Annotated in this window: 20 protein-coding genes; 3 read left to right on the forward strand and 17 right to left on the reverse strand. The window is 45.6% G+C overall.

Annotation, left to right across the window (positions count from 1 at the left end; translation table 11 throughout):
- Positions 1-8 precede the first annotated feature (8 nt).
- The 7 genes from BVE84_RS07385 to parE form a co-directional block, all read right to left on the reverse strand.
- Positions 9-242, reverse strand: a complete 234-nt coding sequence (locus BVE84_RS07385; RefSeq protein ID WP_076996417.1) for a DUF2969 domain-containing protein — start codon at positions 240-242, stop codon at positions 9-11.
- Positions 243-299: 57 nt separating this feature from the next.
- On the reverse strand, positions 300-1,328 hold the full coding sequence (locus BVE84_RS07390) for a branched-chain amino acid aminotransferase (protein WP_076996418.1): 1,029 nt from the start codon (positions 1,326-1,328) through the stop codon (positions 300-302).
- A 116-nt stretch (positions 1,329-1,444) separates the two neighbouring features.
- A complete protein-coding gene (gene parC, locus BVE84_RS07395; RefSeq protein WP_076996419.1) occupies positions 1,445-3,895 on the reverse strand; it encodes a DNA topoisomerase IV subunit A in 2,451 nt (816 codons plus the stop codon).
- Positions 3,896-4,247: 352 nt separating this feature from the next.
- The gene (locus tag BVE84_RS07400; protein ID WP_076996420.1) at positions 4,248-4,808 is read right to left on the reverse strand and encodes a nucleotidyltransferase family protein; all 561 of its coding nucleotides are present in this window, start codon (positions 4,806-4,808) and stop codon (positions 4,248-4,250) included.
- 27 nt (positions 4,809-4,835) lie between these two features.
- Complete coding sequence (locus BVE84_RS07405) at positions 4,836-5,342, reverse strand: YkvA family protein (protein ID WP_083708257.1); 507 nt, start codon at positions 5,340-5,342, stop codon at positions 4,836-4,838.
- Positions 5,343-5,374: 32 nt separating this feature from the next.
- Positions 5,375-5,980, reverse strand: a complete 606-nt coding sequence (gene fic, locus BVE84_RS07410) for a protein adenylyltransferase Fic (protein WP_076996421.1) — start codon at positions 5,978-5,980, stop codon at positions 5,375-5,377.
- Between the two features lie 23 nt (positions 5,981-6,003).
- Positions 6,004-7,953: a DNA topoisomerase IV subunit B gene (gene parE / locus BVE84_RS07415; RefSeq protein WP_076996422.1), complete on the reverse strand. Its 1,950-nt coding sequence runs from the start codon at positions 7,951-7,953 to the stop codon at positions 6,004-6,006.
- Between the two features lie 142 nt (positions 7,954-8,095).
- Here parE and plsY point away from each other — a divergent pair, with 142 nt between their 5' ends.
- The gene (plsY, locus tag BVE84_RS07420; protein WP_076996423.1) at positions 8,096-8,740 is read left to right on the forward strand and encodes a glycerol-3-phosphate 1-O-acyltransferase PlsY; all 645 of its coding nucleotides are present in this window, start codon (positions 8,096-8,098) and stop codon (positions 8,738-8,740) included.
- Between the two features lie 453 nt (positions 8,741-9,193).
- Here the strand turns inward: plsY and BVE84_RS07425 are convergent, their stop codons facing one another.
- The 10 genes from BVE84_RS07425 to BVE84_RS07470 all read right to left on the reverse strand — a co-directional run bounded on the left by BVE84_RS07425 (position 9,194) and on the right by BVE84_RS07470 (position 19,565).
- On the reverse strand, positions 9,194-10,465 hold the full coding sequence (locus tag BVE84_RS07425) for a dihydroorotase (protein ID WP_076996459.1): 1,272 nt from the start codon (positions 10,463-10,465) through the stop codon (positions 9,194-9,196).
- Between the two features lie 16 nt (positions 10,466-10,481).
- Positions 10,482-10,946 (reverse strand): NUDIX hydrolase, encoded by a 465-nt coding sequence (locus BVE84_RS07430; RefSeq protein WP_076996424.1) that lies wholly within the window; start codon positions 10,944-10,946, stop codon positions 10,482-10,484.
- Positions 10,947-10,954: 8 nt separating this feature from the next.
- Complete coding sequence (locus BVE84_RS07435; protein WP_076996425.1) at positions 10,955-11,608, reverse strand: uracil-DNA glycosylase; 654 nt, start codon at positions 11,606-11,608, stop codon at positions 10,955-10,957.
- 10 nt (positions 11,609-11,618) lie between these two features.
- Positions 11,619-12,599 (reverse strand): Gfo/Idh/MocA family protein, encoded by a 981-nt coding sequence (locus BVE84_RS07440; protein ID WP_076996426.1) that lies wholly within the window; start codon positions 12,597-12,599, stop codon positions 11,619-11,621.
- 31 nt (positions 12,600-12,630) lie between these two features.
- Positions 12,631-13,557: a glycosyltransferase family 2 protein gene (locus tag BVE84_RS07445; RefSeq protein WP_076996427.1), complete on the reverse strand. Its 927-nt coding sequence runs from the start codon at positions 13,555-13,557 to the stop codon at positions 12,631-12,633.
- Complete coding sequence (locus BVE84_RS07450; protein ID WP_244157398.1) at positions 13,551-15,002, reverse strand: glycosyltransferase family 39 protein; 1,452 nt, start codon at positions 15,000-15,002, stop codon at positions 13,551-13,553. Before BVE84_RS07450 ends, BVE84_RS07445 begins: the two co-directional genes overlap by 7 nt.
- Before the next feature lie 192 nt (positions 15,003-15,194).
- Positions 15,195-15,824, reverse strand: coding sequence for an orotate phosphoribosyltransferase (gene pyrE, locus BVE84_RS07455; protein WP_076996429.1), 630 nt, complete (start codon positions 15,822-15,824; stop codon positions 15,195-15,197).
- Positions 15,825-16,933: 1,109 nt separating this feature from the next.
- Positions 16,934-17,641 carry an orotidine-5'-phosphate decarboxylase gene (pyrF, locus tag BVE84_RS07460; protein WP_076996430.1) on the reverse strand — a complete coding sequence of 236 codons (708 nt, stop codon included), beginning with the start codon at positions 17,639-17,641 and terminating at the stop codon, positions 16,934-16,936.
- Between the two features lie 186 nt (positions 17,642-17,827).
- Positions 17,828-18,778 (reverse strand): dihydroorotate dehydrogenase, encoded by a 951-nt coding sequence (locus BVE84_RS07465; protein ID WP_076996431.1) that lies wholly within the window; start codon positions 18,776-18,778, stop codon positions 17,828-17,830.
- A gap of 13 nt (positions 18,779-18,791) precedes the next feature.
- A complete protein-coding gene (locus tag BVE84_RS07470) occupies positions 18,792-19,565 on the reverse strand; it encodes a dihydroorotate dehydrogenase electron transfer subunit (RefSeq protein WP_076996432.1) in 774 nt (257 codons plus the stop codon).
- A 238-nt stretch (positions 19,566-19,803) separates the two neighbouring features.
- Between BVE84_RS07470 and BVE84_RS07475 the strand changes: the two genes are divergently transcribed.
- Together BVE84_RS07475 and BVE84_RS07480 are read left to right on the forward strand one after the other, a co-directional pair.
- Positions 19,804-20,724, forward strand: coding sequence for a LysR family transcriptional regulator (locus tag BVE84_RS07475; protein WP_076996433.1), 921 nt, complete (start codon positions 19,804-19,806; stop codon positions 20,722-20,724).
- A 146-nt stretch (positions 20,725-20,870) separates the two neighbouring features.
- Positions 20,871-21,998: a glucose-1-phosphate adenylyltransferase gene (locus tag BVE84_RS07480; RefSeq protein WP_076996434.1), complete on the forward strand. Its 1,128-nt coding sequence runs from the start codon at positions 20,871-20,873 to the stop codon at positions 21,996-21,998.
- Positions 21,999-22,010: the final 12 nt, after the last annotated feature.

Consider the following 22,010-nt stretch of genomic DNA (forward strand, 5'->3'; position numbering starts at 1 on the left):
ACAAGAGGTTAGTGGTGCAAATTGTAATTTTCAATAACATTTCCGACAGCTTTTTCTAACTTTTTATAAAAACTCTCTGTATTTCCGTTTTTTACAACGGCAAAATGATGATCGGCTAGCTCTGCAATCTCACCGATGACTTTTTTTCCAATCGTTAATGTATAGCCTGGAAAGTCCTCTCCATTTACTTGCACACTACTTTCTTCTAGTTGAATTTCAATTTTTTTCTCTTTTTTACTCATATCTGACCTCACTTTTTTCATTTTACACGAAAAGAATAGAGCTTGCAAGTGCAAGCCCTAGTTTTCATCTACTTTTACAATCCAGCCCGCTGGAGCTTCAATATCGCCAAATTGAATCCCTGTTAATTCGTCATACAATCTACGTGTGACCGGTCCAACTTCTGTCTCACTGTAAAACACATGGAAGTCATCCGCATGCTGCACACCACCGATCGGGGAGATGACAGCCGCCGTACCACAGGCTCCTGCTTCCACAAATTCTGATAGCTCATCCACAAAGACCTCCCGCTCAATCGCTTTCATCCCCAAGCGGTGTTCTGCTAGATAGAGCAAGGAATACTTGGTAATGGACGGCAAAATGGAGGGACTGATGGGGGTGACAAATTCATTGTTTTTCGTAATTCCAAAGAAATTGGCAGACCCGACTTCTTCAATCTTGGTATGGGTCGCTGGATCCAGGTAAATCACGTCAGAAAAGCCTCTTTCCTTCGCATATTGGCCTGGTAAGAGTGAGGCAGCGTAATTTCCACCAACCTTGGCTGCACCTGTACCATGTGGGGCTGCTCGGTCATACTGATCTTGGATGAGGAAGTTGGTCGGAGCAAGCCCACCCTTGAAATAATTCCCAACTGGCATGGCAAAGACTGTAAAGATATAGTCCTCTGCTGGCTTGACCCCGATAACATCGCCAATTCCAATCAGGAGCGGACGCAGATAAAGAGTGCCCCCCGTTCCGTAAGGTGGGACATAGTCACTGTTGGCACTGGCGACTGCCTTGCAGGCTTCAATAAACATCTCTGTCGGTACTTGGGGCATCAAGAGGCGCTCAGCAGTCCGTTGTAGGCGCTCGGCATTTTGGTCAGGGCGAAAGAGTTGGATAGAACCATCCTTTGCTCGATAGGCCTTTAAGCCCTCAAAGGCTTGCTGTCCATAGTGGAGGGCTGGTGAGGATTCAGACAGATGTAGAGTGGCATCTTCTGTCAAAATCCCCTCCGTCCATCTGCCGTCTGTATAAGTGGCTACGTAGCGATAGGGCAATTTCATATAGGAAAAACCAAGGTTTTCCCAGTCAAGTGATAGGGTCATATCTGTATCTCCAACTATATTTTTTACTATTCTACTACTTTTAAGAATGATTTTCAATTAAAAATTCAGAAAATTTTGTGAATAGTAAGAAAACCCGCCCTTGCGAGTTCTCTTTTCTATTTCAACCAAGCAGCTGCTACTTCCTCATCTGAAATCGTATCGGAGATGAAGCTGCCATTGCTGGTGCGTTCTGATAGAGAAAGGTCTGCTAGGTTGACCTCATATCGTTGCCCCGTCGTCGAAACAACCTGCAATATCTGAGTTTCATCAAGGCTATCTCCTTGGTGGAACAAATCAAGATTAGCCCCTTCTCCCTGGACCATTCCTGCGAGAAAGACGCGATGGGGTTTGGCCTTTAATTCGCGTAACACCTGCAGGCCTCTGTTGGCGCGGCTACTTGCTGGAATATCAGCGACGGCTACTTTTTTCAAGGCTCCACGCTGGGTCAAGAGATAGAAGGCACTACCGGACACCAGAAAGACCGCAGCTACCCTATCGTCCCCTTTTAGGTTGATAGCCTTCACACCAGCTGCCTTGGCACCAACGAGAGGGACTTCCTCACTATGGAAGCGAAGGGCATAGCCAGTCTTTGTCACCACCATGACATCTTCTAGCTGGACGGGGGCGACAAAGACCACTTGATCCTCGTCATTTTTTAATTTAGCAAACTTGAGTGATTTGGACTTATAGGTCCGCCAAGGGCTGAACTCCTTACGCTCCACACGCTTGATTTGCCCCATTTTGGTTGCAGCTAGGTAGACACCTGTGTCGATATTTTCTACCAACTCCGCATAGATAACCTCTTCTCTCACCTCAAAGTTTGAAATGGTCTGACTGAGATGCTCCCCAATCTCCTTCCACTTGATGTCCGACAGTTCATGGACAGGTCGATAAATGACATTTCCGAGATTTGTGAACAGTAAGAGCTGTTGGGTAGTCTTAGCAGGACTCATAAAAATCAAGCGATCATCATCCCGCTTGCCGATTTCTTCCGCCGTTGAAGCCGCAAAGGAGCGGGGACTGGTACGCTTGATATAGCCTGCCTTGGTAATGCTGACATAGGTCTCTTCTTCAACTACGAGACTCGCCGTATCAATTTCAATGGTTTTGGCTATATCTTGCAATTCGCTAAGGCGTGGTGTCCCAAATTTCTTTTTGACCTCTCGGAGTTCTTTTTTCATGAGATTATACATGGTTCGCTCATCGCCGATAATCGCTGCTAGATAGGCAATCTGCTCACGCAAGTCGGCCTCTTCTTCCTCAAGGACTACGACGTCCGTATTGGTCAGACGGTAGAGTTGCAGGGTAACGATGGCTTCTGCCTGCTCCTCGGTAAAGTCATAGCTGACCTTGAGATTTTCCTTGGCATCTGCCTTATTGTCACTGGCACGAATCAGGGCAATGACCTCATCTAAGATTGAAATAACACGGATCAAGCCTTCCACAATATGGAGGCGTTTTTCCGCCTTCTCCTTGTCAAAACGAGAGCGGGCTAAGATGACATCTTTTCTGTGGGCAATGTAGCTGGTCAAAATCGGTACCAGACCAACCTGACGTGGTGTGAAGTGATCGATGGCTACCATGTTGAAATTATAATTGACCTGCAAGTCGGTGTATTTAAACAGGTAATTCAAAATCAAGTCACGGTTGGCATCTTTTTTCAGCTCAATGGCAATGCGTAGCCCTGTCCTGTCCGACTCGTCACGGACTTCAGCAATCCCTGCCACCTTGTTATGAACCCGCACATCGTCAATCTTTTTAACGAGGACAGACTTGTTGATTTCATAGGGAATTTCTGTGACAACGATTTGCTCTTTGCCACCTTTTAGTTGTTCGATTTCAGTTTTAGAGCGTACAACGACACGCCCTTTCCCTGTCTCGTAAGCCTTTTTAATTTCATCGCGCCCCTGGATAATCGCACCTGTCGGGAAGTCTGGTCCCGGCAAGAATTCCATGAGTTTATCCACCTTGGCTGCTGGATGGTCAATCATGTAGATGACCGCATCGATGACCTCTGAGAGGTTATGAGGAGGAATATCTGTAGCATAGCCTGCTGAAATCCCTGTTGCCCCATTGACCAAGAGATTGGGAAAGGCTGCGGGCAAGACTGTCGGCTCTTTTTCCGTATCATCAAAATTCCAAGCAAAAGGCACGGTCTTTTTCTCGATGTCCTCTAGCAGGAAGCCTGCCATTTCAGACAAGCGAGCTTCTGTATACCGCATAGCGGCAGGGGGATCACCGTCCATGGAACCGTTGTTCCCGTGCATTTCCACTAGAATCTCACGATTTTTCCAGTCCTGACTCATGCGGACCATGGCATCATATATGGACGAATCACCGTGCGGATGGAAATTTCCCATGATATTTCCGACGGACTTGGCTGACTTTCGATAGGCCTTATCGAAGGTATTGCCGTCCTTATTCATAGAATAAAGAATCCGACGTTGCACAGGCTTCAAACCATCCCGAATGTCTGGCAAGGCCCGCTCTTGAATGATGTATTTGGAATAGCGACCAAAGCGCTCTCCCATGATGTCCTCGAGGGACATGTTTTGAATATTTGACATAAATTAAGATACAAAGGGACGATTCGGCTCGCCGAAAAATTCCGTAGGAAAATCGAAAATCGACCGACGATGAAAAACATCTAGGGAGATTTCTCTTTTTCACTAGGAATTTAGTCCCGTGTTCAGTTAGGCAGGCTAGCTGAACATTCCTTTCTTTGTTTCTTGGCAAAAAGTGATTATTTCTTTTTTTGATAATCGCCTTAGGTAGTGGGAACAAAAGCGAACCTCCTGCGGAGTTCCATTCCTAAGTTGGAAGCCTTCTGGCCTCCAACTTCCCTAAAGCTCATCATTTTATTAGTAGCTTCGGCTTCAATTATAGGGAAATTAGCCGTGCTAATCTCCTATCCCTTTTTTATTCCACAAACTTCCTTTTATACTTGACATGGCTAGCAATATTGGCTTCTACATCTTTCTCGTCCCACAGTTGCAATTCCCATGGGTAGTAAAAGTTACTCTTGTTTTTAAAATAAACATGAATACCGATATAGCCGTCCTTATCTCGCAGATACCAATTTTTCAGACCATATTTTTTCTGCCAGTCATCCAGACACTCCATGACCTCCGCAATCTCTTCAGAAGTCAGAATCATACGAGCACCGAAAATATCATTTAGAATGGAATTGACAGGATAGCCCTCACTCCTTGCCTTAAATCGCCCTATCTTATCCAAAATCGACTCCGATGTTTTGACACGATAAAAATAGGCAATATCCTTGACATTCGCTCGCATTAAATAGTCATTGATTGCTTCGTGTAAGTTGAGCCGATAAGCCAGTATCGGCTGGGTAGGCACCTTGGCAAAGGTATGCTTGAGATTGACCTTTTCAACCTTTCCTGTTTCAAAATAATCTTTTGAATACTCCAAATGAATACGGTTAACCTCACTTATTAGTCGTTCAACTTTCTCTAACATCACTTTCTCCTCTTGAAAATAGCTGAGCTAGTCTTCTAGCTTGTGCTGACTTGCTTGCCAGTCACGGAAGTCGGTTAAGTCTGACTTGATGAGTTTGAGGCAGGCAGACAGGACAACTGCATCGTCCAGCAAGCCAGCTCCCAGAAGGAAATCAGGCAGGGCATCAATCGGGCTAAAGAAATAGATCAAAGCCCCCACCATTGCCAAGAGGGAACCCTTGGGAACTTCACGATAATCACGTCTGATATAGCTTCGGATAAGGGAAATCATCCCTGGTATCACTGCTAGATTCTCACCAGCAAAAGGGACTTGTTTCAGCTTGAGTTCGACACCTTGGAGAAATTCCTCCATCCTATCCGAATCAGCTAGAAGCTGAGCCGCCTCTGTTTCTGTCTTTTTAGACTTCCAAGACTGGAGGGCTAGGGAAAATTTCTCCTTCAAATCCACCTGAGCCAACTGTTTCTTCTGCTTATCCGTCCAATTCTTCGCAGTCTGTGTCAAACGATTAGGAAGTTTGGGAATGGGTATTGGCATAAAACACCTCACATAGTTTGTTTGTGCTAGATTTACAATTCCTCTGTCCGATAGAGGTTATAGCCTTCATAATAATAGGAATGGTCGATCCCCTTCATGTAGAGCTCTTTACTATCAATCCTATTCGTTAAGGCATTCTTTAAGACATAGTTAATTTCGATATCACGGATTGGACTCCGCTCCATCGCTAGCAGATAATCCTCTTTATCCACCAGTGACCAATCAATAACCTGCCCTAATTCAGACTTCAACAAATGGTCCAACCAAATCCTCATACTACGACCATTTCCCTCACGGAAGGGATGAGCCACATTCATCTCTACATATTTTTCAATGATTTGGTCAAAGGTACACTGGGACATTTTGTCAATCATTTCTAAGGACGTGTGAAGATACATGAGAGGTGCAAAGCGAAAACCTCCTTTTGCTATGTTGACATCTCTTACCCTACCTGCAAAGTCATAGATGTCTTCAAATAGAAAGCGGTGAATGAAAGCTAGGGTTTCAAAAGTACCAGCTTTTTTATCTGCTAGTAATTGTTCCTCAAACAGCCGTTTGGCTTTCTCTTTACTGGCTTTTTCTTCTATTTTTGCCAACTCTAAAGAGTCCCTTATCCCCAATTTATTTTCTAAAACCATGCGCTACCTCCATTTTCCCGAGACTATTTTGCAAAAGCAGTCGCCTCTTCTAAGGTAAAGGTGACATTCTCCTCAATCCATTTCCGGCGGGGTTCAACCTTGTCGCCCATGAGGATAGAGACGCGGCGTTCAGCGCGGGCTAGGTCCTCGATTGTGACACGGATAAGGGTGCGAGTCTCTGGATTCATGGTCGTTTCCCAGAGTTGGTCTGCATTCATCTCCCCCAACCCTTTATACCGTTGTAGCATGGCTCCCTTACCAAAATCCCTGCGGAGTTGCTCCAGCTCGTTGTCTGACCAGGCATAGGCAATTTTCTCTGTCTTTCCCTTGCCCTTACTCATCTTGTAAAGAGGGGGGAGGGCAATATACACCCTTCCAGCCTCCACCAAGGGACGCATGTAGCGGTAAAAGAAGGTCAACAGCAGGGTCTGGATATGGGCGCCGTCTGTATCTGCATCGGTCATGATGATAATCTTATCATAATTTGCATCTTCTAGGTTAAAGTCTGAGCCAACACCTGCACCGATTGTGTAAATCATGGTATTGATTTCTTCATTTTTTAAAATATCTGCCATCTTTGCCTTGGCGGTATTGATGACCTTACCTCGGAGGGGCAAAATAGCTTGGAATTTGCGATCCCGCCCCTGCTTGGCAGAGCCACCGGCTGAATCCCCCTCGACGAGATAGAGTTCATTTTTAGCAGCATTCTTAGACTGGGCAGGGGTGAGCTTCCCAGATAGGAGTCCCTTGTCCTTCTTGTTTTTCTTGCCATTTCGACTTTCATCGCGAGCCTTGCGTGCGGCTTCTCGCGCATCTCTAGCACGGATGGCCTTTCTGATGAGATTAGAAGCCAATTCCCCATTTTCCAAAAGGAAGAAGGTCAATTTGTCAGAGACAATACTATCCACTACTGGACGGGCAAGGGGACTGCCGAGCTTGTCCTTGGTCTGCCCCTCAAACTGCAAATGCTCCTCAGGTACTAGGATGGATAAGACTGCTGCGAGACCTTCACGATAATCTGAGCCCTCGAGGTTTTTATCCTTTTCTTTGAGCAGACCTGTCTTTCTAGCATAGTCATTCATGGCCTTGGTAATGGCTGTTTTAAGACCTGTCTCATGGGTACCGCCGTCCTTGGTGCGGACATTATTGACAAAGGAGAGGATATTATCTGAGTAGCCGTCATTGTACTGGAGGGCTACCTCTACTTGGAAGCCTCCCTCCTCACCATTGAAATACAGCACCGGGGTCAAGGTCTCCTTGTCCTCATTCAGATAACGGACAAAATCCTCTACTCCGTTTTCATAGTGGAACTGGCTTTCTTCCCCTGTTCGCTCATCTAGCAGGGTGAGGGTCACATGTTTCAACAGAAAGGCTGACTCGTTCAAGCGCTCTGCGATAGTGTGATACTTAAAATCAGTCGTTGAAAAGATGGTGCTATCTGGCATGAACCGAACCTTGGTACCTGACTTAGACTTGGGAGCTGTCCCAACTTTTTCAAGACCAGTTATCGGTGTTCCACCATTTTCAAAACGCTGACGGTAGACAAGTCCATCGCGGGTAATTTCTACCTCTAACCAACTAGACAGTGCATTGACGACAGAGGACCCTACACCGTGTAGACCACCCGAGGTCTTATAGCCCCCTTGGCCAAATTTTCCTCCGGCATGGAGGACAGTAAAGATGACTTCCACCGTTGGAATCCCCATCGCATGCATGCCGACTGGCATTCCCCGTCCATGGTCAGCGACACTGAGACTCCCATCTTTATGGATGGTAACATCAATCCTATCACCGAACCCTGACAAGGCTTCATCGACTGCATTGTCCACAATTTCCCAGACCAAATGATGAAGTCCAGCTCCATCGGTCGAACCGATATACATACCCGGGCGTTTTCTAACGGCATCCAACCCTTCTAAGACCTGAATCGCATCGTCATTATAGTTATTTATGTTAATATCTTTCTTCGTCAAAACTGACCTCCATACTTGTCATCCTTACTATATTACAAGTTTTTCAGCATTTTTGCAAAACTTTTCTGCCGACTTTCGGGTGGAACAGGTGCATTTAGACCCATTTGACAAAAAATACGTGAATCTGTGGTATAATGAGAGCATGTTATTGAATTGTATTTTATTGATTACAGCCTATTTACTCGGTTCTATCCCATCTGGATTGTGGATTGGTCAAGTCTTTTTTCATAAGAACATCCGTGACTACGGCTCAGGAAATATCGGAACGACCAATACCTTCCGAGTACTGGGAAAACAAGCAGGCATTGCAGTCTTTCTCCTAGATTTTTTAAAAGGTAGCCTGGCTGTCCTTCTACCGATCTGGCTACAGGCTGAGGGAGTCTCTCCTATCGTCTTTGGTCTCCTTGCTGTACTAGGACATACCTTTCCTATCTTTGCCCAATTCAAAGGGGGGAAGGCCGTTGCTACCTCAGCGGGCATGCTGATGGGATTTGCCCCCTTGTTTTGTCTCTATTTGATGCTCGTCTTTGCGCTGACGCTCTATCTGACATCCATGGTATCCCTATCAAGCATCGTCGGGGCAATCCTAGGCATGATAGGTGCCTTGGTATTTCCTAGCACGGGCTTCCTCATTCACGGCTACGACCCTGTCTTTACTATCATCATCCTCTTCCTAGGTTCCTTTGTCATTGTTCGACATAAGGAGAATATCGAACGGATTCTAAAAAAAGAGGAAAATTTACTTCCCTGGGGTCTAAACCTAACAGAGCAACAGAAAAAGAACTAAGGAATCCTTTCTTAGTTCTTTTTGCTGGCTGATTCTCTTTAAAAATCAACTGGATACGTCGTCACTCGTCAAATTTTCTATTTCCTAGCACGGGCTTCCTCATTCACGGCTACGACCCTGTCTTTACTATCATCATCCTCTTCCTAGGTTCCTTTGTCATTGTTCGACATAAGGAGAATATCGAACGGATTCTAAACAAAGAGGAAAATTTACTTCCCTGGGGTCTAAACCTAACAGAACAACAGAAAAAGAACTAAGGAATCCTTTCTTAGTTCTTTTTGCTGGCTGATTCTCTTTAAAAATCAACTGGATACGTCGTCACTCGTCAAATTTTCTATTTCCTAGCTCAGGCTTCTATAGTCACTTTCTGATTTCTAGGTGACCAGTTGAAACAGTTCACTGAACTGTTTCAAGCCCATTTTCGCTTTGAGTTCTTAACGGGCTTTGTATCTACTAAACAGCCTCATAGACAATCGTTCCATCACAGATAGTGTACTGTACCCGCCCTTGTAATTCTTCACCGACAAAGGGGGAATTACTCGCTTTAGATACAAAATCAGGGGCAACTGTTCGCTTCTCATCTGGAGAAAAAATAGTAATATCTGCTGGTCCATTTTCTGCCAAGTATCCAGCATCAAACTGGTAGAGTCGGGCAGGGTTATAGGTCATTTTTTCCAGCAGTTCCATCAAGCTCAAATGTCCTGCTGCTACTAGGTAGGTCAAACCGAGCGACAAGGAGGTCTCAAGACCGGTCATCCCAGATGGTGCCTGCGTAATATCTGCTACCTGCTTTTCATCTTGGTGATGGGGAGCGTGGTCTGTCGCAATGATTGAAATCACTCCTGATTTCAAGCCCTCAATGACAGCCAAGCGGTCAGACTCTAAGCGTAAAGGAGGATTCATCTTCGCATGACTACCTTGGGTCAATAATAGATTTTCCGTCTTAGAAAAGTGCTGTGGCGCTACTTCTGCTGTCACCTGCGCCCCTAATTGCTGGGCAAAGGCAACTACTTTGACACTTTCTTCCTTCGACAAGTGCTGGATATGCACATGAGCCTTGGTCGCGTAGGCAATCATCACATCACGCGCCACCATACTGTACTCAGCTACACCTGTTGCCCCACATACCTGAAAATGCTGGCGCGCGATTTCTTCATTGAGGCCTAAAATACCATTTAATTCAGGATCTTCTTCATGGAGACTGATAAAGGTCCCTAGTTTTTTGGCTTCCTCCATAGCCTCACGGACCACACGAGAGCTGGTCAAGGGAATCCCGTCATCAGAAAAGCCAACAGCTCCTGCCGCTAATAACTGTTTGAAATCCGTCAGATGCTGGCCATCAAAGTTCTCCGTAATAGTGGCAACAGAGTGGATATGGATAGCTTCACGACTGGCTGATGCCAGCACCTCCTGTAAGGTGGCAACACTTGAAATAGTTGGACTCGTATTGGCCATCATGACGACCCGTGTAAAGCCTCCTGCTGCCGCTGACAAGGCCCCGGTATGAATGTCCTCCTTATGGGTCTGACCCGGCTCTCTAAAATGCACATGAATATCAATCAAACCCGGAGCCACTACCAAGCCTGTCGCATCGATCACTCGGTCGGCTACCGCATCGATCTCTTCTGCAATCTGCACGATTGTATTTCCTTCCACCAAGACATCACAAACGTGGTCAAATCCTGTTTTGGGGTCCATGACCCGCCCATTTTTAATCAGTAACATCTCTACTCCCTTATCCTTATCCATAAAAATCTACTTGGCTATCTACCAGCAAATCTCCCTTATAGCTAAACCTGGCTGAAAAGAAGGGCTTCTTTTCCAATAACCATGAGAGAAAGATACGGTCTCCCTCCCAGGTCGGCTTTGACAGCACCTCCTGATAAGGCACCCATTCCAGCGTTCCCTCATCACACTCACTCAACTCCCCCTCAAACTCGGTCACCGTAAAGACATAGGTATACCAATCTTGATCTGGGGTAAAATCAGGAAAGGTGATAATGCCTTTCAGGGTCGGTCTTGCTCTTAGACCTGTTTCCTCAAAAATTTCCCGAACGGCGCACTCCTGCGGTGTTTCACCTGCCTCTAGCTTGCCACCCACACCAATCCATTTCCCAGCATGGACATCTTCTTTCTTTTTATTGCGGTGTAATAGAAGCAGTTCTTTTCCATTGTCCAAATAACAAATTGTCGCTAGTTTTACCATTCTTCCTCCTATAACAGCCAGTTAATCGGTGCTAAGCCCTTACTCTCTAAAAATTGATTGATCCGTGAGAAGGGCCTACTACCAAAAAATCCACGATAGGCTGAAAGGGGACTGGGATGGGCCGATTCAATCACCAGATGATGAGGATTGGTCACCAGAGCCTTTTTCTTTCGGGCATAGGAACCCCAGAAAACAAAGACAACTGGCTTTTCCTTGTGATTGACGACCTTGATAATGGCATCTGTAAAGGCTTCCCATATCTGGCCTGCATGACCGTTGGCCTGGCCAGCAGGAACTGTCAAGCAGGCATTGAGCAACAAGACACCTTGCTCCGCCCAAGGGGTCAAATCATGTTGCCCTTTTTGCCCCACATCCTCTGCCAATTCTTTCAAAATGTTTTGCAAGGACGGAGGAGCTGGTAGGTCGTTTGGAACAGAAAAACTCAACCCCTGAGCCTGCTTGGGCCCGTGGTAGGGATCCTGACCTAGGATGACGACTTTTACATCTTCCAAGGCCGTTGTCTGAATGGCAGCAAACACCTTTTCTCTCGGGGGATAGACGACCCCCTGTCCATACACCTGATCCAAAAATTGATTGATTTTTCCGAAATACCCTTGCGGAAGTTGCGCTTTTATCAAATCATGCCAAGCTGAATGTTCCATTTGCTTCCCCTTACTCTTCTTCAGGATAGGTCAGTCCCCATTCCTTGCGTAACCCTGTCATCATCTGCATCACATCCTGACTATAAGACAGGTACATCTGCGGTTCAATACCAGCCACAGCACGCTCCATGTCAAGGACCTCATAGCGTAGCGCTTCCTTTGTATCGCCAACTTCGATCACTTCTTGACGCCCATCTTCTGTATAGGTAATCGTGGCACGCTGTCCTCTTGGATAGTCAACGATTTCAATATAGCCCTTCTCATAGGCCAATAACCCACGCTTGGGCTGTTTGGCGTGGAGGGTGAGACTAACCGTTGCCATCTCTCCTGCTTCATTGGTCAGCAAGATACCAACCTGTTCATCCACACCTGTGGGGGCTAGACTGACCTGTGAGACAATCTGATGGGGACAAGACGACATGAACCATCTCACAAAGGACAAGGCATAGACCCCAATATCTAAGAGGACTCCACCTGCTAAATGGCGACTAAAGAAGCGATTGGTCATATCATATTCTTTGTAGCTCCCAAAGTTCATCTGAATCATTTTGAGCGGACCGAGGCTGCCGTCAGCAAGAAAGGCCTTCAACCTGCGATACAGGGGCATGTGATAGATGGTCATCGCTTCTGCCAGTACGAGTCCCTTCTCCTTTGCTAGCTGCATCGCTTCTGCCAACTCAGCACTATTTAGGGTGATAGACTTCTCACACAGCACGTGTTTTCCAGCAGCCAATGCCTTGCGTAGGAAATCGATGTGGGTATTGTGGGGTGTTGAAATGTAGATAATATCGACTGCTTCATCAGCAAAGACGTCATCTATTTCCCGATACACTTTTTCAATCCCGTATCGCTCTGCAAAGGCCAAGCCTTTTTCGTATGTTCGGTTCGCTACTGAGTAGAGATTTCCTCCCAATCCTTGCAGGGCTTGGACAAGCTCCTGGGCAATGACGCCTGTTCCTATCGTCGCCCATTTCCATTCTACTTTTGTCATATCATCCTCCTTTTATAAATGGATAGACAGATTACCGACTTCTTTCTTTTACCAGATAAATCGGACGTTTCTTCGTTTCTAGGAATACTTTTGAGATATACTTCCCCAAAATACCGATGGTCATTAGCTGTAAGCCTCCTAAAAATAAAATGATACAAATCGTCGAGGGCCAGCCGATAGTCGGATCGCCAAAGACAATGGTTTTAAAGATGATAACAACCATCATTAAAAGGGAAAAGAGAAAGGTTAAAAACCCTAGGTAGGAGGCGATATTCAGGGGGACTTCTGAAAAATTGACAATCCCTTCAATGGAATAGGAGAGGAGATTCCAGAAAGACCAGCTCGTCTTTCCCGCTACGCGTTCGACATTCTCATAGGGAAGATACTCCGTTTCAAAGCCAACCCAGGCAAAAATTCCTTTTGAAAAACGGTTGTATTCTGAGACTTCCAAGATACCATCCACCATGTGCCGGCGCATCAAGCGAAAATCACGCGCTCCATCCACCACATCAACCTGACTAATTTTATTCATCATCTTGTAAAAAAGGCTTGCAAAGACGCTGCGAATCGGAGGTTCGCCCGCACGGGTCACACGGCGGGTTCCGACACAATCCAAGTCTGGATTACGGTCCAACATGGCCTTCATTTCCACCAACATCTCTGGGGGATCTTGCAGGTCCACATCCATAACGGTCACCAAATCACCTCGCGCTTCCTTGAGTCCTGCATACAGAGCAGCCTCTTTCCCAAAATTGCGGGAGAAGGACAGATACTGAACCGCCTTATCTTGATCGGCCAAATCTCGTAAAACAGCCAGTGTTCGATCCTTTGATCCATCATTGATAAAGAGGTATTCAAAGGTTTCTGACAGTTGCCTACGAATCTTCTCCATTTCCTGATAAAAGAGGGGGATAGCTTCTTCTTCATTGAAGCAGGGGACAATAACTGAAATCATAATTTCCTTTCCTTATTCAGTAGCCTTGCTAAGCCAAGGCTTGATAATAGTAAGATTTGCGGGAAAAACTGTAGTAGATACCGAGTCTTTCCGCCTTCAAACAGCATGAGAAATAAGAGACCGCCAAAAATCGCTAGACTTAAAAAGTTCATGACATCATCTGTACGGTAGCGCCATACCGCTGCAAAGAAACCAAGGACTGCTACAAGCCATACCAGCTGTTTGATGAGTCGATAATAGTGATAGTAGTGTCCATCATACTGGATGACCGTTTGCCGAACGGCTTCTGCAAATCTGTTTTCTTTTGTATACTGATACAGAGGAGATACAAGCGGTGTTTTCTCATCCTCGGGCTTCCGATAAAGCCAGTTGAGAGAGCCGTCATACAAGGTTCTAGCCAACTTGTAGATAAGATGTTGTGCAAATGTTAGACTCGTATAATTCTTGAGCCTGCGTTTAATCTCTTTGATTTCATTTTCCTGTGCAAACATACCATTGTTATAGTCGCTACGCTTTTCAGGGGCGATATAGGCAAGGAGGCCTGCCTTCATATCTTCTTGATCTGTTCCTGAATAGGTCAAACCAAGATTGATAAAGGTGGTCAGTCCCTTAGCCAAGGTTTCATCATGGACAATCCTAACTTCTTGCTGATGGTTGACTCCATAGGTCAAGCCTGCAAAGACCAGACCAAAACTACAGGCTAATATTCCCATATAGTGGACAAAGCGTTGCCAGTTTCCCTTTAAAAAGAACAAGAGGGAAAAGGCAATGACAATAATCAAGGCTGTAGGGCGAAATACGCTGGCAACTGCAGTCAGTAAACCAAGTAGACACAGGCGTTGATGGACCTTTTGTTCTTCTTTTATCAAGGCAACCATTAGGTAGAGTTGACCCGCCAAAAAGGGAAGCGAGGTAATATCTGTGTAGGTTTGAATGACATAGGGGGAAAAGTCAAGTAGCAAGAGGTAGAGGGTGAACAGAATATCTGCCACCTGCTGACTAAAAAAATCACGACCAAGGCGGTAGAGGATGTAAGCTGTCCCGTTTATATATAGCAATCCTAAAACCTGTAATACCCAAAGAGATGAAAAGCCAAACAGGCGATACAGCCCCCTAGCATACAAGAACATGGGAAGATTATTCGGATTGCGTGTCAGATAATTGGAAATGGACTGATCATCCAGCATCTCCAATGCTCCTGTAATCACAACCGCTGCATCTCGTCTCACGAGCAAGTTGGCCGATACAATCACCAACACTTGAAAGACGAGGGCGATGCTAATCAAGATTCTCTTGTGAGCCATGGCGTATCGATAGGCCTTACGAGCCACCTCCTTTTTCCAGACTAGAAAGAGGGATAAAAGGACCAGTACACAGAGAAGGGCGCTTGGAAAGTTCCCTAGTTCCTGAACAACAACAGCTAGCCAAAATAGGGCTATCAACCACATCACTTTCTGAAGGCAATTAAAAAATAGAGAATACATGCTACTTATTATATCACTTTATACACTAGATTTCTATCTGTTACAAAAAAGTGAGGAAAAGCCCACACAAGCTGCTCTTTCCTCACTCTATGTTATAAATTTGGCTGACCTTCTTCAACCATCAAAGGCTGGTCTCCCCAAACTTGCTAGAGAATATCAATCCTGCCAGGTTTCTTGGTTTTCTTTGAATTTCTTCAATAAGGTCAAGCCATCTGCATTGATATATCCTTGAACCTTCGCCACTTTTATCAGCTCACTATAGTTTGATAGGGTTACCAATTTAACCGCTGCCTGCTCAAAATTATCCGCTGCCTTAGGCAATTCATAGGTAAAAATAGCTACCACACCGAGGACGTCTGCCCCTTCACGTTTTGCAGCTGCTACCGCGTCCAACACAGAGCCACCAGTCGAAATCAAGTCCTCAATCACGACCATTTTTTGCCCCTTCACGATGCGCCCTTCTACTTGGTTACCTGCCCCGTGGTCCTTTGGTTTGCTACGGATATAAGCAAATGGTAAATTCATACGGTCAGCAATAATAGCCCCGTGAGGAATGCCTGCCGTTGCAGTTCCAGCAATCACTTCTACCTCTGGGAAGGATTCCTTGATTTTTTCCACAAACCCATTTTCAATCAGGCTTCTAGTATCTGGATAAGACAGGGTAATCCGATTATCTGTATAAATCGGTGATTTAATCCCTGATGCCCATGTAAATGGCTCCTCTGGCTGTAAATATACCGCCTTAATATCGAGTAAGTGTGCTGCAATTTCTCTTGATAATGTCATGGTTTTCTCCTTTATTTTGTTTTGTGATAATGGTTGACACCTGAGCCTAGAAACTAAGAAGCGAAGATAGTCAGAGGAGTAAAATAATCCAGTGGATTATTTAGCCCAAACTTAGAAATTAAAAATGAAGGCGATAAATAGGCTGAAAACCTCCACTGGAGTTTTTCACTCAGCAAATTTTCTATTTCCTAGCTCAGGCTGCTGGGGTCACTTTCCGATTTCTAGGTGACCGTTGAAACAGTTCACCGTTCTGCTGGGGTCACTTTCTTGTTTCTAGGTGACCGTTGAAACAGTTCACCGTTCTGCTGGGGTCACTTTCCGATTTCTAGGTGACCGTTGAAACAGTTCACCGTTCTGCTGGGGGCACTTTCCGATTTCTAGGTGACCAGTTGAAACAGTTCACCGTTCTGCTGGGGGCACTTTCTTGTTTCTAGGTGACCGTTGAAACAGTTCCCCGAACTGTTTCAATCCTATTTTCGCTTAGACCTTTTAACGTCCTCACATCTTATGTAACTGAGTTCGGGCTAAAAGCTCGGAAAAAAGATAGGCAGCTGTTTTGGCTTTAGCCAAATTACAGATGAGAATCCCTTTGGGGTAGATTTCCTCGTGTTCATCGAACACGTCGTCAATCTCCTATTTTTCAGTCGCTTTTTACACGCCCTCATATCTTAATTGAACACGCCCTAAACTCTGTGCGAAAAAGATAAATACTCCTAGCTTCAAAGGTATAGTATACCTTTGAAGCTGAGAAATAGGCTGAAAACCTCCACTGGAGCTTTTCACTCAGCAAATTTTCTATTTCCTAGCTCAGGCTGCTGTGGTCACTTTCTGATTTCTAGGTGACCGTTGAAACAGTTCACCGTTCTGCTGGAGTCACTTTCCGATTTCTAGGTGACCGTTGAAACAGTTCACCGTTCTGCTAGGGTCACTTTCTTGTTTCTAGGTGACCGTTGAAACAGTTCACTGAACTGTTTCAATCCTATTTTCACTTAGACCTTTTAACGTCCTCATATCTTAATTGAACACGCCCTAAACTCTGTGCGAAAAAGATAAATACTCCTAGAAACTTCAGTTTCTTCGTCGTATTTCCTATTTTCGCTTTGAGTTCTTTACGGGCTTTGTATCTTATTATTCCACTCTTTATAGATGGTTCGGTAGGCTGTTACAGGGTCGGCTGCCTGTGTGATGGGGCGGCCCACAACGATATAGTCACTACCGATTTGATAAGCGTCGCCTGGAGTGACCACTCTCTTTTGATCGCCCACTGCTGCACCTTGCGGACGGATACCCGGGGTGAGACAGATAAAGTCAGGCGCTGTGGCTTGTTTAATAGCCGCTGCTTCTTGGGCTGAGCAGACCACACCATCCAGACCAGCTTCGTAGGTTTTTTGCGCATAGTGTAAGACGGAGTCTCTCAGACTACTTTGAATATTTTGGTATTCCTGCATCTGCTCTTCCGATGTCGAGGTCAGCTGAGTCACGGCAAGGAGCTTGATTTCTTCCCCCAAGCCAGCCTTGGCTGCCCTCATCATCTCAACCCCACCTGCAGCATGGACATTCGTCATATCTACCCCAAGCCCTGCTAAGACCCGCATGGCTGATTCTACCGTATTGGGAATATCATGCAGTTTCAAATCTAGGAAGATACTATGCCCCAGGTTCTTGATATAGGTAATCATCTCAGGACCTACTGCGTAGTACAACTCCATCCCTACCTTAACATACAGGCTTTCATCACTGGGGAAAAGTCCCAAAAAGGCTTTGACCTGCTCAAAACTCGGAAAATCAAGGGCAATAATTGGTCGTTCTTCTCTCATTTCTGCTTCCTCTCTATAAAAATAACCTTGTCCAACTAGACAAGGTTGCACGAAAAGAAGGGCTAGACCCAACTTCTACCATGAATACCTTTCTAGCCTCTCTGGACTGAGTTAAAGGGATAATCTGTTATTCTCCATTCATTCTACTAATTTATCTGACGATTGTCAACTCCTACTCTCATAGACTTATAAAATAGAAGGGTGCAAGTCTTGGCGCACTTCTTGCCGCAATGCTTCCAGACTCCTAATCCCGTATTTGACCAGCTTCTCTGGTAAGTCCTCAATAATGCTAGGACAGGCAAATGGGTCAGTAAAATTAGCCGTACCAACACCGATAGCTGAAGCTCCCGCCATCATCATCTCCAGAGCTTTTTCTGCCGAGTCCACCCCACCCATTCCGATAATAGGGAGGTCCGTCGCCTGCGCTACCTGACGGATCAATTTTAGGGCAACCGGAAAGACTGCTGGCCCCGACATTCCCCCCGTACCATTTGCGAGAATCGGTTTGCGATTTTTCAGATTGATGCGCATGCCTACCAAGGTATTGATCATCGTCAATCCACTGGCACCTGCTGCTTCTGCTGCCTTAGCCAGTAGGGTAATATCTGCCACGCTCGGTGTCAATTTGACATAGACAGGAACAGCGGAAGCATCGACCGCTGCTCGTACAGCCTCATAAGTCAATTCTGGCACCTGACCAATCAGGAGTCCATGGTTCCCGTGGTCAACATTGGGACAGGAAATGTTAAGTTCAATCGCATGAACATTTCTAGCCTGAGATATTTTTCCCGCTACATAGGCATATTCTTCATTGGAAAAGCCTGCGACGTTAGCAATAATTGGGAGATTCGGAAAATTCCTCTCTAGCCAGGGCAATTTCTCTGCTAGGACGGCATCCACCCCTGGGTTTTGTAGCCCAATCGCATTGAGCATACCAGACGGCGTTTCTGCGACACGGGGCGTCGGGTTCCCAAATCGTGGATACTGGGTCGTCGCCTTTATCATAATGGAACCTAGACGATTCAAATCAAAATAATCTGCATACTCCTGACCAAAGCCAAAGCAACCTGAGGCAGGAATTATAGGATTTTTCAAATCAAGACCCGGCAAGGAAACCCTCAAACGATCTACTATCATCTCATCCTCCTTCTCATAAGACGAGGCTCCCTGTCGCAAAGACAGGTCCTTCCTTACAGACACGCTTATTTTCGTGTTCTTGCCTACCTTTGGGGCGAACCACACAGGCATAGCAAGCCCCCATTGCGCAAGCCATACGGGCTTCAAGAGAAAGATAGGCATGCGGATGGTCTTTAAAGTGCTGATCTACATAATTCATCATAGCGGGTGCACCACAAGCATAGACAGCATCAAAGGACTCAGATAGGCGGTCAACAACTGTAGAAACATTGCCTTTTTGTGCATAACTACCATTATCGGTTGTCACAAAAACCTGACCGTAGCGCTGCAATTCCTCCTCCAAGATAACTGCCTGACGGTCTGCAAAGCCAATCACAGAAACCACCTGAACGCCTCTTTGATAAGCCTGTTTTGCCAGCTCCACCAAGGGAGGCACACCGATGCCGCCACCGATAAGGAGGATTGTCTGACCTACTGCTAAATGATCAAGAGGAAAACCATTACCCAGTGGCCCCATGACATCGACTCGGTCTCCTATCTGCAGATGGGAGAAAAGAGCTGTTCCCTGACCTTCAATACGATATATCAAACGAACTTCGCCTTTTTCACCATCGATTTCAGAAATGGAAATCGGTCTGCGCAGCACCATGGACTTATCTGGCACCTTCAGATGCAGAAATTGCCCCGGCTTCATCTCTCTCACCATCTCCCCTTTCAGAATCAGGGAAAAGATGTTTGGAGCCAAGCAATCTTGACGAACAACGGTCATCATTTCTTTTAAAATCATGTCTCCTCCTACAAAAAAATAACCCTGCCTCAGGCAAAGTTACACGAAAAGAATGAACCAGCTACTATTCCAATTTTAACAGCACATCTGTGGCATTACACAGCTTGCATACTCTGAAATCGCTAGTCTCTTATATCTGTATTCGCCTTTTTTGCCTCTCTGGACTCAATTAAAGGTTTTATTATTCTGCATTATACATTTTTCGCCCATTTTTGTCAAATCATGATACAATAGGACTATGAGAATCCAACAACTACACTACATCATAAAAATTGCTGAAACAGGTAGCATGAACGAGGCTGCCAAACAGTTATTCATCACCCAACCCAGCCTCTCCAATGCTGTCCGCGACTTGGAAAGGGAAATGGGCATCGAGATTTTCTACCGCAATCCCAAAGGGATTACCCTTACAAGAGATGGGCTGGAATTTCTCTCCTATGCCCGTCAAGTCGTCGAACAAACCGAACTTCTGGAAGAACGCTACAAGAATCCCGGAGCTAAACGCCAGCTTTTTAGTGTCTCTTCTCAGCACTATGCCTTCGTCGTCAACGCCTTTGTCTCACTCCTAAAAGAGACAGATATGGAGGACTATGAACTCTTCCTGCGGGAGACACGGACCTGGGAGATTATCGATGATGTCAAAAATTTTCGCTCAGAAATCGGAGTCCTCTTCTTAAACAGCTTTAACCGTGATGTCCTCCTGAAGATGCTCGATGACCACCGGCTGAGCCACACCCACCTCTTTACGGCAAGGCCCCATGTCTTTGTCAGCAAGACCAACCCTCTGGCCCAACAATCACTGATTACCCTAGAAGATTTGGCAGACTTTCCCTACCTCAGCTATGAGCAAGGGATTCACAATTCTTTTTACTTCTCAGAAGAAATTCTCTCGCAAGAACACCATAAAAAGTCCATCGTCGTATCCGACCGTGCAACCCTCTTCAATCTCCTCATTGGACTAAACGGCTATACCATTGCCACAGGGATTTTAAACGCCAATCTCAATGGTGACAATATCGTCTCCATCCCCCTTGACTACGACGATGACATCGAATTGGTCTATATTCAGCATGAAAAAACGCTCCTTTCTCCGATGGGGGAAAGATTCATCCGTCACCTGCTCGAAGAAGTAAAATTTGATGACTCCTCGTCCAATTAAGCCCACCCCATGCCAATCACAAAGCATCATGAAAGCGTATCGCAAGAAGAAGTGAAAATAATTCAACTTTTCTTTCGGAAAACGCTTCCATTATGCTTTTTTTTATGCTATAATAATTCTATCATATACATAAGGAGTGATCTATTTTGGCACAAAATAAACTATTAGCAATGATTCTTGCTGGCGGACGTGGAACACGCTTGGAAGGGTTGACCAAAAAGGTTGCAAAACCTGCCGTTGCCTTCGGTGGAAAATATCGGATTATCGACTTTCCACTCAGTAACTGTGCAAACTCGGGGATCGACATTGTCGGTGTCTTGACCCAGTACGAGCCTGTCCTCCTCAATTCTTACGTTGCCCAATCACAGCGTTGGGGCTTGGATGTGCAGGGTTCGGGTGTCTTTGTGCTTCCTCCAAGCGAAAAAATAGAAGGATTCGGTCTTTACAAAGGAACAGCTGATGCCATTACCCAAAATATCGACTTCGTAGACCTTCACGACCCCGAATATGTCCTCATCTTATCCGGTGATCACATCTATAAGATGAACTATGATAAATTGCTGGATACCCATATTCAGAATGAGGCAGATGCAACGATTGCCGTCATCGAGGTACCGATGAAAGAAGCCTCTCGCTTCGGTATCATGAATACCGACAGCGACTACCGCATTGAAGAATTTGAAGAAAAACCAGCCAAGCCAAAGAGCAACTTAGCCTCCATGGGAATCTATATCTTCACTTGGAAAACCCTGCGGAAATATCTTCTTGAAGATGATAAGCTCGACACCTCCTCCCATGACTTTGGACACGATATTATTCCTAAATATCTGGCAGACGGTAAGCGTCTCTATGCGCATCCATTCCGTGGCTACTGGAAAGACGTAGGAACTGTCAACAGCCTCTGGGAATCCAACATGGACTTGATTGAACATGCTGATGATTTAGACCTCTCTGACCCTTCTTGGAGAATCTACTCAGAAGATTCTGGCTCTCCAGCCCAAGTTATCGGCAGCAATGCGACTGTCCGCAGTGCCTATATTGACAAGGGGGCGATTATTGAAGGTCGGGTCGAACACTCTGTCATCTCGACCGATGTTGTCGTCAATCAAGGGGCTTTCGTGAAAAACTCTGTCCTTCTGCCAGGAGCAGTCATTGGAGACAATGTTCAATTAGACTATGTAATCGTTGCAGAAAACGTGAAAATTGCAGAAGGAGTCAAACTCTCCGGTACTGCTGATTCTATTCTTTTAATCGATAAAAACGTAAGCAAGTAAGAAAGGATTACC

The sequence above is a fragment of the Streptococcus azizii genome (assembly GCF_001984715.1).
GTDB classification, from domain to species: Bacteria; Bacillota; Bacilli; order Lactobacillales; family Streptococcaceae; genus Streptococcus; species Streptococcus azizii.

Bases quoted from the DNA above. Each gene is read 5' to 3' on its own strand.
- BVE84_RS07400 (WP_076996420.1), bottom strand. From the start codon at position 4,808: ATGTTAGAGAAAGTTGAACGACTAATAAGTGAGGTTAACCGTATTCAT.
- fic (WP_076996421.1), bottom strand. From the start codon at position 5,980: ATGGTTTTAGAAAATAAATTGGGGATAAGGGACTCTTTAGAGTTGGCA.
- pyrF (WP_076996430.1), bottom strand. From the start codon at position 17,641: ATGAGAGAAGAACGACCAATTATTGCCCTTGATTTTCCGAGTTTTGAG.
- parC (WP_076996419.1), bottom strand. From the start codon at position 3,895: ATGTCAAATATTCAAAACATGTCCCTCGAGGACATCATGGGAGAGCGC.
- BVE84_RS07440 (WP_076996426.1), bottom strand. From the start codon at position 12,599: ATGACAAAAGTAGAATGGAAATGGGCGACGATAGGAACAGGCGTCATT.
- BVE84_RS07465 (WP_076996431.1), bottom strand. From the start codon at position 18,778: ATGATAGTAGATCGTTTGAGGGTTTCCTTGCCGGGTCTTGATTTGAAA.
- plsY (WP_076996423.1), top strand. From the start codon at position 8,096: ATGTTATTGAATTGTATTTTATTGATTACAGCCTATTTACTCGGTTCT.
- BVE84_RS07405 (WP_083708257.1), bottom strand. From the start codon at position 5,342: ATGCCAATACCCATTCCCAAACTTCCTAATCGTTTGACACAGACTGCG.
- BVE84_RS07470 (WP_076996432.1), bottom strand. From the start codon at position 19,565: ATGATTTTAAAAGAAATGATGACCGTTGTTCGTCAAGATTGCTTGGCT.
- BVE84_RS07430 (WP_076996424.1), bottom strand. From the start codon at position 10,946: ATGGTAAAACTAGCGACAATTTGTTATTTGGACAATGGAAAAGAACTG.
- BVE84_RS07435 (WP_076996425.1), bottom strand. From the start codon at position 11,608: ATGGAACATTCAGCTTGGCATGATTTGATAAAAGCGCAACTTCCGCAA.
- BVE84_RS07390 (WP_076996418.1), bottom strand. From the start codon at position 1,328: ATGACCCTATCACTTGACTGGGAAAACCTTGGTTTTTCCTATATGAAA.
- BVE84_RS07385 (WP_076996417.1), bottom strand. From the start codon at position 242: ATGAGTAAAAAAGAGAAAAAAATTGAAATTCAACTAGAAGAAAGTAGT.
- BVE84_RS07475 (WP_076996433.1), top strand. From the start codon at position 19,804: ATGAGAATCCAACAACTACACTACATCATAAAAATTGCTGAAACAGGT.
- BVE84_RS07450 (WP_244157398.1), bottom strand. From the start codon at position 15,002: ATGTGGTTGATAGCCCTATTTTGGCTAGCTGTTGTTGTTCAGGAACTA.
- BVE84_RS07425 (WP_076996459.1), bottom strand. From the start codon at position 10,465: ATGTTACTGATTAAAAATGGGCGGGTCATGGACCCCAAAACAGGATTT.
- pyrE (WP_076996429.1), bottom strand. From the start codon at position 15,824: ATGACATTATCAAGAGAAATTGCAGCACACTTACTCGATATTAAGGCG.